We start from the raw sequence: 12,102 nt of genomic DNA on the forward strand, positions 1-12,102 counted from the left end.
CCACGGGCCGCAGGACCGTGGTGCCGTCGATCTTCGGCGCTCGCCCGGGTGCCCGGCGGCCGGACCCCACGCCTTAGGCTCGGTGCCGTGGCACAGTTGCGCATCGCTCTCGCACAGGTGAACGGGACCGTCGGCGACCTCACCGGGAACGCCGACCTGATCATCGAGTGGACCCGGCGCGCCGCCGGGCGCGGCGCCCATCTCGTCGTGTTCCCCGAGATGTTCCTCACCGGCTATCCCGTCGAGGACCTCGTCCTGCGCAAGTCCTTCGTCGACGCGTCCATCGAGACGCTGGAGGCCACCGCGCGGCGGCTCGCCGACGAGGGGCTCGGCGCGATCCCGGTGGTGGCCGGGTACCTGGACCGGCGTGCCGACGTGGTGGACCGGGTCGGGCAGCCGGCCGGCGCGCCGCTCGACGCCGCCGCGGTCCTGTACGAGGGCCGGGTCGCGGTCCGTACGGCAAAGCACCATCTGCCGAACTACGGCGTCTTCGACGAGTACCGCTACTTCATGCGCGGCGACCGGCTGCCGGTCCTGCGCCTGCACGGCGTCGACGTCGCCGTGGCCGTCTGCGAGGACCTCTGGCAGGACGGCGGGCCGGTGACGGTGACGCGCGAGGCCGGGGCGCAGCTGCTCGTCGTGCCGAACGCCTCGCCGTACGAGCGCAACAAGGACGACGTCCGCCTGGAGCTGTGCGCGCGGCGGGCACGTGAGGCGGGCTGCGCGCTGGCGTACGTCAACCTCGTCGGCGGCCAGGACGAGCTGGTCTTCGACGGCGACTCGATCGTCGTGTCCGGCACGGGCGAACTGCTCGCCCGCGGCCCGCAGTTCACCGAGGACCTGCTGGTGGCCGACGTCGAGCTGCCGGACGCGCCGGCGGAGTTCGAGCCGGGCGAGACACCGGCCGACGCGCACGACGGCACGACCATCACGATCGAGCGGGTGCTGCTGTCGTCCACGCCGGTCCCGCCGTACGCGCCGGAGACGCCGCCCTGCGCCGAGCCGCTCGGCGACCTGGGCGAGGTGTACGGCGCACTGGTGCTCGGCGTGCGCGACTACGTGCACAAGAACGGCTTCCGCTCGGTCATCCTCGGCCTGTCCGGCGGCATCGACTCCGCGCTGGTCGCCACGATCGCCGCCGACGCCATCGGGCCCGAGAACGTCCACGCGGTCCTGATGCCGAGCCGCTACTCCAGCGAGCACTCCATCACCGACGCGGAGGACCTGGTGAAACGGCAGGGCATCCACGCGCGTACGGTGCCGATCCGCGGCATGGTCGACGCGTACGAGGCCGAGCTGGACCTGACCGGCCTCGCCGCGGAGAACCTTCAGGCCCGGGTGCGCGGCAACATCCTCATGGGCCTGTCCAACGAGCACGGTCATCTGGTGCTCACCACCGGCAACAAGAGCGAGCTGGCCACCGGTTACTCGACGCTCTACGGCGACTCGGCCGGCGGCTTCGGGCCGATCAAGGACGTGCCGAAGGTCACGGTGTTCGCGCTGTGCGAGTGGCGCAACGCGCAGACGGCCGGCCTGCCCCCGCTCGTGCGCGCCTCCACGACGCCGCCGATCCCGCAGAACATCATCGACAAGCCGCCGTCCGCCGAGCTACGGCCCGGCCAGCTCGACACCGACTCGCTCCCGCCGTACGACATCCTCGACGCGCTGCTCGACGACTATGTCGAAAAGGACATGGGCCACGACGCGCTGATCGCCGCCGGTCACGACCGCGCGCTGGTCGAGCGCGTGATCCGCCTGGTCGACGCGGCGGAGTACAAGCGCCGGCAGTACCCCCCGGGCCCGAAGATCACGCCGAAGAACTTCGGCCGCGACCGCCGGCTGCCCATCACGAACCGCTGGCGCGAGATCGCCGCCCCGCACACCGGCGACCCGGCGAGAGTCGACACGAAGCAGACCTCGACCGGCGCCTGACGCCCTCGTCGGATCCGCCCGGGGGTCAGAGGTGGAGGGCCTCGCCGGGCCAGGACTCCAGGACGCGGTCGCCGCCACCGGGCAGGTCCACCTCGCACCAGACCACCTTGCCCTGGCCCTCGAGGCGGGCGCCCCAGCGTTTGGCCAGGCGGTGCACCACCTGCAGGCCCCGGCCGTTCTCGTCGTCGTCGGCCGCCTGCCGGGCGCGCGGCAGCGCGTCGGAGCCGTCGCGCACCTCGAAGACCAGGGTGCGGTCGAGCAGCATCCGCAGGCCGATGTCGCCCGTGGCGTACCGCAGCGCGTTGGTGAGCAGCTCCGAGACCAGCAGCTCGGCGGTGAAGGACAGCTCGTCCAGCTCCCACGAGCCGAGAGTGCCGCGCACCTTCCCGCGCGCCTCGCGTACCGCCGACGGCCGGGCCGGGAGGGTCATCGTGACCACGTGATCTTCGGGGAGCCGCCGCAGCCGGGCGATGAGCACGGCGATGTCGTCGCGCTCGTGGTCGGAGTACGCGCCGTCGAGGGTCGCCTTGGCGAGGTCCTCCAGCGGGCTGAGCAGCGCCTCCGGGCCGAACACGCGCCGTAGCCGCGCCAGGCCGTCGTCGATGTCCTGCCCGCGGTTCTCCACGAGCCCGTCGGTGTAGAGGACGAGGATGGCGCCGTCGCCGATCGTGAACTTCCGGGACTCGATCATGCCCTCGCCGACGCCGAGCGGCGGCGCGGGCGAGACGTCGAGGAACTCACTCTTGCCGCCCGGCCGGAGCAGCAGCGGCGGCAGATGACCGGCGGAGGCGATCTCACACGTGCCGTCCGTGGCGTCGTAGACGGCGTACACGCAGGTCGCGAAGGCGGGCTCGCGCTCGCCGATGCCCCGCATCAGCGCGTCGACCTGCTGGAGGCCTTCGGCCGGCGACAGCTCCAGGTTGACGATCGTCTGCAGGGCGGTGCGCAGCCGGCCCATGGTGACCGCGGCGCGGACACCGTGGCCGGCCACGTCGCCGACGATGAGGGCGACGCGCCCGCCCGGGAGCGCGATGGCGTCGTACCAGTCGCCGCCGACCTCGATCAGCTGGTTGCCCGGCAGGTAGCGGTGGCGGATCTCGACGCTGGACGGCGCGGTGAGCCCGGTGGGCAGCATGCTGCGCTGGAGCGTGAGCGCGGTGGCGCGCTCACGGCTGTAGCGACGCGCGTTGTCGATGTAGAGGGCGGCGCGGGCCGCGAAGTCCATGCCGATCTCGACGTCGTACGCGTCGAAGGCGCGGTGCGCGTCGCTGCGGGTGCAGACGATGAAGCCGAGCGTCGTGCCCCGGGCGATCAGCGGCAGCAGGACCATGGAGACGCCGTCGAGCAGCCGTCCGACGGGGGGCCGCCGCCAGGCTCGCGCGATCTCGCGGGCGGCCCGCGAGTCGAGGTGCGGTTCGAGGACGGGCGCGCCGGTGGCCATGCAGCGGACGTACGGGGTGCCGGGCGGGTACGCGAGGACCTCGCCGGCGGGGAAGGCCGCGCTCCAGCGGGGGAAGTCGCTGTCGGAGGCGACGGCCAGGCGGTGCAGGATGGCCGTGCCCTCCGGGGAGAAGGAGGGGAACTCGTCGGCGCCCATGATGCTCTCGCGGATGAGCACGCCGGCGGAGTTGCAGAAGTGCGGCACGACCACGCCGGCGAGCTCCTGCGCCATCTGTTCGAGATCGAGCATCGCGCTGATGCGCGGCAGCGCGTCGTCCAGCAGCGCCCAGCGCATCAGTGCCGGGTCGGTGAAGCGTTCCAGGTCGGTGACGGCCACCCGGATCATCATCAGGCCGGACTCGCTGTCCCGCCCGTGCATCGGCACGACGGTGACCACGGCGTCGCGGAGGCCGTCGTCGTCGGCGACGCTGAGGACCGCGGTGCGCTCCTGGTTGGTGCCGAGGGCGTCGAGCAGGCCGGTGAGGGCCTCCTTGGCGTCGGCGGAGAACAGGTCCGCCGCGTCGGTGCCCACGATGTCGTCCGGAGCGCGGCCGACGACGCCGGGAGCGTTCTGTCCGCACTGCAGGATCTCGCCGGAACGGCCGATGCCCAGCACGAGCGTTCTCGCCGAAGAATCGGCCATGACTGACGAACCCTTCCGTTGTCCCGCTGTCCGGCGCCGCCACGCACCCTTGCTCTGAGTCAAGTATGTCTACTTATCAGCTAAATACGAGACAAATCACAATTGTCGACTGCAGGTTGCGAGAGCATGCCCACCAGTTGATCACAGATCCGGAAGTCCCGTCACTCGCATCGGCGAGGCACCGTTCGCAATGGACCGAGCGTAAGACGTGTGCGCCCGGCCGGCTGCCCGAACGGTCCCGGCTGTTCTGGTTCTCCGCATTGATGTGGCGAGCGGCGGCCCGCCATACCCCGGGGTATGTCGTGCCGCCGCCGTACGGGCCGGACTTCAGTGCCCGGAGATTCCCGTCATCAGGGTGTCGACCACCCTGGTGGCGAAGTCATCGGGTACGGGCCCCACGCCGAACGCGCGTGCCCGCTGGGCCAGTGCGCCCATGATGAGCCAGAGGGTGGTCTCGACGTCCAGGTCCGCCCGCAGCTCGCCCGACGCCACCCCGCGCCGCAGCACCAGGCGGATCACGTCGCGCCGGGGCTCGATGACCTCGCGGGTGAAGCGGGCCATCAGGTCCGGATAACGCTCGGCGCCGCCCATGATGCTCCAGTAGCAGTCGAGGCGCTTTCGGTCCGTCTTGTTCGACACGAACGCCTGCGCGATCGCGACCAGGTCGTCGCGGACCGACGCGCCGACGGGGGCCGGGAACGGCTCCTTCAGCGCGGCGAGGGCGTCGATGATCAGCGCCTCCTTGTTCGGCCAGCGTCGGTAGATCGTGGTCTTGCCCACGCCGGCGCGGGCGGCGACGGCCTCGATCGAGACCCCCGCCACCCCGCCCTCCTCGGCGAGCAGGTCCACCGTCGCCTCGACGATCGCCTTGTCGGCGCGCTCGCTGCGCGGGCGGCCCGGCGGCCTCGCCGCTCCCGGCTGCCTCCCGGCGCCCGTGGAGCTCTGGGAGCCTCCGGCGCCGGGCGACCCTCCGGCGGCCTGAGCGGGAGGGCGTTCACGCGTCTGACTCATCGCGCATCACCGTCTCACACCTCGATCGGCTCTCGCTCCTCGGTCGAGACCTCGAAGCTCTCCTCCGGGCTCTTACCCGGCATCCACCGGAGTACGACGAACGCACCCAGGAGAGCGACGGCCGAGGAGATGGCGGACGTCACGTGCATGGCGTGCACGAACGACTCGTGCGCCGGCCCCATCAGCGCGCGGCCGGCCGGGCCGAGCTTGTCCGCGACGCCCGCGGTGGCCCCGATGGACTCCGACGCGGCCCCTCGAAGGCTCGCGGGCAGCGCCGTCAGGTGCGGCTTCATGCCCGTGCGGTAGATCGAGGTGACCAGCGAGCCGAGCACGGCGACGCCCAGCGCCACCGCGACCTGGCGGGCGATGTTGTTGATCGCCGAGCCCGAGCCGGCCTGCTCGCGGGGAAGCACCGACATGACGGCCGTGGTGGCCGGCGGCATGACCATGCCCATGCCCGCGCCCTGGACGAAGAACGTGATCTCCAGCAGCCAGATCGGGCTGTCCACGGTCGCGGTCACGTGGTAGCTCAGCAGGGCGGCGGCGACCATGGTCAGACCGGTCGCGGCCACGCGCCGCGCGCCGTACCGGCTGACGAGGCGGGCGCTGCGCGGCGCGACGAGCAGCTGCCCGGCCGCGAGCGGGATGGTCAGCAGGCCCGCGCCCAGCGGCGAGTACCCGCGCACGCTCTGCACGTACAGGGAGATGAACAGCACGACGCCGCCGAGCGCGAAGAACACGAGCGCGATGGCGCCGACCGAGGCGGACAGCCGCCCGTCGCGGAAGAGCCGGACGTTGAGCGAGGGGTGCTCGATGCGGGTCTCGTACCAGGCGAACACGGCGAGGAGCGCCACACCGGCCAGTACCGGGCCGTACACCTGCGGCACGAACACCGCGGCCTTCTCACCGCCCTCGATGATGCCGTAGGTCACGAGCACCAGGCCCGCGATGGACAGCAGCACGCCACCGAAGTCGATCTTCATGTGCCGTCCGCGCGACTCGGGGACGACCAAGGCGATGGCGATCACGCCGACGATCACGATCGGGACGTTGATGAGGAAGACCGAGCCCCACCAGAAGTGGTCGAGCAGCAGGCCGCCGAGGATCGGGCCGAGGGCGATCGCGACGCCCACGGCGCCGGCCCAGACGCCGATGGCGCGGCCCCGCTCCTCCGGCTCGAAGACGTTCGCGATGACCGACAGCGTCTGCGGCATGACCGCCGCGCCGCCGAGGCCCATGGCCGCGCGGGCCAGGATGAGCTGGTCCGGCGACTGCGCGTAGGAGGAGACCAGCGACGACAGGCCGAACAGCGCCATGCCGATGATCAGCATCCGCTTGCGGCCGATGCGGTCGCCGAGCACGCCGAACGTGAACAGCAGGCCGGCGAAGACGAGTGTGTAGGAGTTGATCGCCCACTCGAGCTGCCCCTGGGAGGCGCCCAGGCCCTCGCGCGGATCGGCGATGGTCTTCAGGGCGACGTTGAGGACGGTGTTGTCGAGCACGACGACGAGAAGGCAGACGACGAGGACGTACAGGATCGTCCAGCGCCTCTTGTGGATGGTCTGCGGATCCATCTGGCCCTTCAGGATTCGATACGGGTCTGTCGCGTATCTGAACACCGCCGAGCTTCGATCTCTTCCCGATCGATACGCAACGGTCCCGTTTCACTATCAACCAGGAAATTTTCGGGGGTGTTCCGGCCGTTGCGCGCGTGTAATCATCGGTGTGTCCGGGGACGCCAGAGCGGCGCCTCGAGGCTGGAGGTTTCGATGTCTGCATCTGAAAGTCGGCCGACCATGTCCACTGGGCTGTACGGCGGCCAGACCGGACGCCGCGTCACCGTCCGCGACATCGCGGCGGCCAAGGAGCGCGGCGAGAAGTGGCCCATGCTCACCGCGTACGACGCGCTGACCGCGCGCGTGTTCGACGACGCCGGCATCCCGGTGCTGCTCGTCGGCGACTCCGGTGCCATGGTCGTCCTCGGCTACGACTCGACGGTGCCGGTCACCGTGGACGAGCTGCTCCCCCTCACCGCGGCGGTCGTCCGCGGCACGTCACGGGCGCTGGTCGTCGCCGACATGCCGTTCGGGTCGTACCAGACCGGTCCGGAAGAGGCGCTGCGCAACGCGACGCGCTTCCTGAAGGAGGCCGGCGCCCACGCCATCAAGCTGGAGGGCGGCGAGCGCGTACTTCCGCAGGTCGAGGCCATGGTCGCGGCCGGCATCCCGGTCATGGCGCACCTGGGCCTGACCCCGCAGTCGGTGAACGCCTTCGGCGGCTACCGCGTCCAGGGCCGCGGCGAGGCCGGCGAGCGCCTCATGGCCGACGCCAAGGCACTCGAGGCGGCGGGCGCGTTCGCGGTCGTGCTCGAATGCGTCCCGGCGGAGCTGGCCGAGCGGGTCACGAGGGCCCTGTCCATCCCGACCATCGGCATCGGCGGCGGGGCGGGCACCGACGCGCAGGTCCTCGTCTGGCAGGACATGGCCGGGCTGACGCCGCACACCGCCAAGTTCGTCAAGAAGTACGCCGACGTCGCCGGGGTGCTGCGCTCGGCGGTCCAGGAGTACGCCGCGGACGTCGTGTCCGGCGCCTTCCCGGCGCCCGAGCACGCCTATCACTGAGCCGTCCGGCACGCCTAGCGCTGAGTCGGTCGCCCGCCACCCGTGATCATGCAATAGGTTCGGTATAACGCATGATCACGGAGCGGGCGCTTCGGCGTCCGCACGACGCCGGAGGACAGACGCGACATGACCCTCTCCCCAGGGCCGCCACCGTGGCCGATCCCGCCGTCGTGGACCGTCACGCCGCCCCGGCGCGCCACCGCGACCACGGACACGCTGCCACCCGACACCGGCACGGCTCCGCCTCCGGCGTCGGCTCCGGTTCCAGCGTCGGCTCCGGCTCCCGTTGAGCAGGGCGTGCCGCGCCAAGCCATCGTCCTGCTCGCTCCGGACGACGCCGCGGCACGCGACGTCGTCGGCGCCGTCCCGGGTGTGACGGTCGAGGCCCGTACGCTGCCGGCGCCCGCCGTGGACTTCGCCGGCGTGTACGCGCTGGCGGACGCCGTGGCACGGGCGTTCGCCGAGGGCGCCGAGGGCGTCGTGGTCGTCGACGGCGGTGACACGCCCGACGAGACGGCCTGGGCGCTCGACCTCCTGCACGCCGGCGACGCGCCGCTCGTGCTCGCCGCCGGTCCGGGCGGTGCCGTGGACGTGGCGGACGCCGTCAGCGTCGCCGCCGCCGCGCCGGCCGGCTCCGGCTGCCTGGCGGTCGCGCACGGCGAGGTCCACGCGGCGCGGTACGTCCGGCGCACCGGCGCGCACGAGCTGTCCTCCCCCGGCGCCGGGCCGCTGGGCCGCGTCACCGCCGGATCGGTACGCCTGCGGTGGCGTCCGCCGGAGCGCCTGACCGTACGCGACGTCCCCACCGGCGAGCGCACGCCGCGCGTCGGCCTGCACACGGCGGTCCTCGGCGACGACGGCGAACTGCCGGCCGCGCTGGCCGAACGCTGCGACGGCCTGGTCGTCGCGGGCGGGGCTCCGGACCCGGTCGTCCGGGCGCTGGCGACGGCCGCGTCCCGCATCCCGGTGGTCCTGGCCTCCGCCACGGGCCACGACGCCTTCACGACGACGTCCCTGGACCCGCGGAAGGCGCGCGTGCTGATGCACCTGCTGCTCGCCACCGGCCGCGACCGCGACGCCGTGCTGGCCGCCTTCGTCGCCGCCGAACGCCCGGGTCAGGCACGGCTCTGAGCCGGGCCCCGGCCCGGGTCGCCGGCGAGGGGCCCGGCCTCGCGCGCAGGCCCGCGCAGGCCTTAGAGCGAGGCGGTGAGGACGCGCCGGGCCTCGGCGAGTGACGGGCCGTACCACTCCAGGTGGCGTCCGCTCACCAGCGCCACCCGCACGTCCGGGAACTCCTCCGGGCCGTCGCCGGGGCCGAAGGCGTACGGCTCGTCCGGCAGGACGACCAGGTCCGGGCGGCGGTCCAGGATCCGTTCCACCGTGACCTTCGGGTACCGCTCCGGGTCGTCCGCGTAGAGGTTGGCGACGCCCAGCCGGGCCAGCACGTCGCCCGCGAACGTCTCGCGGCCCAGCACCATCCACGGCCTCCGCCAGATCGGCACCACCGCCGTACGCGCGGGCGGGGGTGGCTCCTCCAGCACGTCCGCCCAGGCCGTACGGGCCGCGCCCAGCCACGCCGGCTCCTCCAGGCCGCAGGCCGCGAGCATCGCCGCCAGCTCCGACAGCGCCTCGGGCAGGTCGCGGACGACGGTCTCCCACACCGGGACCCCGGCCGCGCGCAGCCGGTCGAGGTCGGCCGCGCGGTTCTCCTCGAAGTTGGCCACGACGAGGTCCGGTTCCAGGGCGATGACCCGGTCGACGTCGGGGTTCTTGGTGCCCCGCACGCGTACGACGTCCAGGCCCGCCGGGTGGACGCACCAGTCGGTGGCGCCCACCAGCAGGTCCGGCGCGGTCGCCGCGATCGCCTCGGTCAGCGACGGCACGAGCGACACGATGCGCCGTACCCGCGCGGGAGCCGCTCTCATGAGCCCTCCTTCGCCGGAGGAGCGATCCCAGGTCGCGTGCCTGAGATGCGCTCGCTCCGCTCACTCACCGGCCCGTGTTCTCCTCCAGGGCCGTCCAGAACTCCTCGGCGGTCATCCGGCCGGGGCCGCGCCCCTCACGCGCCGAGCGGTTGGCGAGCCGCCGCAGCAGCTCGTTGACCGGCGTCGGCACGCCGTGCTCCCGGCCGAGCAGGACGATCTCGCCGTTGAGGTAGTCGACCTCGACCGCGCCGGTGCCGCGCTGGAGGCTCTGGTACGTCGAGCCGCCGGTGCGGGGACGGCCCCGTACGGGCCGGGACCGCCCGACGAGGGGCCGGACGTCCGCCGCGTCGACGCCGGCGGCCCGCAGGCAGGCGGCGCCCTCCTCGCGGGCCCGGCGGACGATCTCCTTGCCCTGGTCGCCGGGGCCGAGCAGCGCCTCGACCGCGTTACCGAGGTTGTTCAGCAGCTTGCCGTACTTGTAGCGCATGACGTCCGGCCGCGCCTGCGACTCGAACGTCGCGCCGGTGAACGCCTCGGCGAGCGAGCGCGCCGTCTCGTCGTCGCCGCGCGGATAGCGCCCGACGTCGAGCTGACCGGTGACGGGGGCCAGGTACGCCTCGATCACTCCGGGTTCGGAGAACGCCGCCGGCAGCACCACGCACACGCCGTAGACGTCGGGGAACAGCCGGAGGGCGAGGCGCTCGTTCTCCACGCCGTTCTGCGCGCAGGCCACGACGATCTCGGGCGGGGCGGCGGCGGACAGCTCCGCGAGGGCGGCCAGGGTGTCCTGGGTCTTCATCGCGAGCAGCACCACGTCACCCGGCGCGAACTTCACGTCGGCCGGGCGGGAGACGACCGGGATGTCCAGCGTCACGCTCTCGTCGGGCGTGTCGAGCCGCAGGCCGTGGTCGCGGACGGCCTCGTAGTGGGCGCCGCGGGCGATCAGCGTGACGTCGTGCCCGTGGCGGAACAGCTGGGCGCCGACCGTCCCCCCGATGGCACCCGCGCCGTAGACGACGAACCTCATATGCCGGTCACCCGCACGCCCGCGTGCGTCTTGTAGCGGCGGTTCACCGAGATGAGGTTGGCGGTCAGCGCCTCGACCTGGTGGGCGTTGCGCAGCCGGCCCCCGTACACGCCGCGCACCCCGGCGATCCGGCCGGCGAGCGCCTGCACGGTGCCGGTGGCCGCTCGGTCGTCACCGAGCACGAGGACGTCGAGGTCGACCTTGTCGACCTCCGGGTCGAGCAGCAGGACCGCCGAGACGTGGTGGAACGCGGCGACGACGGTGCTGCCGGTGAGCACCGCCGCGGCCTGCTGGGCGGCGCTGCCCTCCTCGACCGGCAGCGCGTACGCGCCCTGCTTGTCGAACCCGAGCGGGTTGACGCAGTCCACGACGATCTTGCCGGCGAGGTCGTCGCGCAGCGATTCCAGCAGCGACTTGTGCCCGTCCCACGGCACGGCGACGATCACGATGTCGGCCTCGCGGGCGACGACGGAGTTCTCCTCGCCCCGGGCGTTCAGCCCGTCGCCGAGGCTCTCGGCCGCCTGCCGGGCGCGGTCGGCGCTGCGCGAGCCGATGATCACGGGGTGACCCGCGAGCGCGAGGCGGCGGGCCAGGCCCTTGCCCTGGTCTCCGGTACCGCCGAGGATCCCGATGGACAGGCCGCTGACGTCCGGTGCTTCAGCCTGGGAAGTGGTCATGAGGGCGATCCTGCCAAAGCCGCCTCATCCGGTCCGTCGCCGGGGTACGGCGGTACGCGACTTTCCCAAGATGCCGCCGATGACGGTGAGACGCCGGGGCCGGTACGGCACGATGGACTCATGGACGCGAGTCAGGTCAGGGCACTGCGGGAGCTGCTGGCGACCACCGGCTGGCCGGAGCGCACCCAGGACTTCGCCCGGTCGCTGCGCGCCTCCACCCGGGTCCCGGGAGGCCTGCTGCTGTTCGGCCCGCGCGACGGCGAGCCGTGGCACCTGGCCGCCCACCTGGACGACGAGAGCCGGCTGTGCGGGCTGCCGGAGATCAGTCCGACGCTCGTGCGCTGGGAGCCGCCGCCCGGCGCACCGGCCCACCTGAGGGTGGGGCTCGACCGACTGGAGGCCGCGCGCCGTGGCGAGACGCTCCTCGTCGTGTCGGAGGACACCGCACCGGAGGGCGTGCTCGAACGCGTCGACGACGCCCGCCGGACCGGTGCGACGATCTTCGCGCTCGACGGGGGCGACAAGGAGCTGCGCGGGCTGGCCCACGAGTCCCTGTCCGTGCCGGCGAGCGAGTCCGCGATCTCCTTCGAGGCCGCCCAGCACCTGGTGAGCGCCGCGGCGGGCGAGCCGCGCGTCAAGCGCGGCCTGCGCGACCGCCTGGCCGGCCTCCTCGACACGATCACCGGCCCGCCGGCGGGCTGACCGCTTCCGGCCGACGGACCCCTCTCACGGCGACCGCGTATCGATGTCCGCGCTCAAAGACCGCTCGGATGCTCCTATGGATGTCAAGCCGCTGAAGGCGTGAGGTCGGTTGAGGCCGGCGGGC

General features: G+C 72.9%; 10 protein-coding genes. 4 read left to right on the top strand and 6 right to left on the bottom strand.

Annotation, left to right across the window (positions count from 1 at the left end; all coding sequences use genetic code 11):
* The first annotated feature begins 87 nt into the window (after positions 1 to 87).
* Positions 88 to 1,932 carry an NAD+ synthase gene (locus tag ABEA10_RS46060; protein ID WP_345475042.1) on the top strand — a complete coding sequence of 615 codons (1,845 nt, stop codon included), beginning with the start codon at positions 88 to 90 and terminating at the stop codon, positions 1,930 to 1,932.
* A gap of 25 nt (positions 1,933 to 1,957) precedes the next feature.
* Here ABEA10_RS46060 and ABEA10_RS46065 read toward each other — a convergent pair whose 3' ends face one another.
* The 3 genes from ABEA10_RS46065 to ABEA10_RS46075 form a co-directional block, all read right to left on the bottom strand.
* On the bottom strand, positions 1,958 to 4,015 hold the full coding sequence (locus tag ABEA10_RS46065; protein WP_345475043.1) for a SpoIIE family protein phosphatase: 2,058 nt from the start codon (positions 4,013 to 4,015) through the stop codon (positions 1,958 to 1,960).
* Positions 4,016 to 4,342: 327 nt separating this feature from the next.
* A complete protein-coding gene (locus ABEA10_RS46070; protein WP_345475044.1) occupies positions 4,343 to 5,026 on the bottom strand; it encodes a TetR/AcrR family transcriptional regulator in 684 nt (227 codons plus the stop codon).
* A gap of 14 nt (positions 5,027 to 5,040) precedes the next feature.
* On the bottom strand, positions 5,041 to 6,600 hold the full coding sequence (locus ABEA10_RS46075) for an MFS transporter (protein WP_345475045.1): 1,560 nt from the start codon (positions 6,598 to 6,600) through the stop codon (positions 5,041 to 5,043).
* Between the two features lie 222 nt (positions 6,601 to 6,822).
* Between ABEA10_RS46075 and panB the strand changes: the two genes are divergently transcribed.
* Entirely contained in the window at positions 6,823 to 7,647 is an 825-nt protein-coding gene (panB, locus tag ABEA10_RS46080; RefSeq protein ID WP_425551048.1) for a 3-methyl-2-oxobutanoate hydroxymethyltransferase, read from the top strand.
* Positions 7,648 to 7,773: 126 nt separating this feature from the next.
* A complete protein-coding gene (locus ABEA10_RS46085; protein WP_345475047.1) occupies positions 7,774 to 8,778 on the top strand; it encodes an asparaginase domain-containing protein in 1,005 nt (334 codons plus the stop codon).
* Between the two features lie 62 nt (positions 8,779 to 8,840).
* Here the strand turns inward: ABEA10_RS46085 and ABEA10_RS46090 are convergent, their stop codons facing one another.
* The 3 genes from ABEA10_RS46090 to npdG all read right to left on the bottom strand — a co-directional run bounded on the left by ABEA10_RS46090 (position 8,841) and on the right by npdG (position 11,276).
* Positions 8,841 to 9,572, bottom strand: coding sequence for a helical backbone metal receptor (locus tag ABEA10_RS46090; RefSeq protein ID WP_345475048.1), 732 nt, complete (start codon positions 9,570 to 9,572; stop codon positions 8,841 to 8,843).
* 64 nt (positions 9,573 to 9,636) lie between these two features.
* Positions 9,637 to 10,599, bottom strand: coding sequence for a ketopantoate reductase family protein (locus ABEA10_RS46095; protein WP_345475049.1), 963 nt, complete (start codon positions 10,597 to 10,599; stop codon positions 9,637 to 9,639).
* Entirely contained in the window at positions 10,596 to 11,276 is a 681-nt protein-coding gene (gene npdG / locus ABEA10_RS46100; RefSeq protein ID WP_345475050.1) for an NADPH-dependent F420 reductase, read from the bottom strand. The genes ABEA10_RS46095 and npdG overlap by 4 nt, the downstream gene beginning before the upstream one ends.
* Before the next feature lie 120 nt (positions 11,277 to 11,396).
* Here npdG and ABEA10_RS46105 point away from each other — a divergent pair, with 120 nt between their 5' ends.
* On the top strand, positions 11,397 to 11,978 hold the full coding sequence (locus ABEA10_RS46105; RefSeq protein WP_329257582.1) for a hypothetical protein: 582 nt from the start codon (positions 11,397 to 11,399) through the stop codon (positions 11,976 to 11,978).
* Positions 11,979 to 12,102: the final 124 nt, after the last annotated feature.

The organism is Actinoallomurus oryzae (assembly GCF_039541955.1).
Taxonomy (GTDB): Bacteria; Actinomycetota; Actinomycetes; order Streptosporangiales; family Streptosporangiaceae; genus Actinoallomurus; species Actinoallomurus oryzae.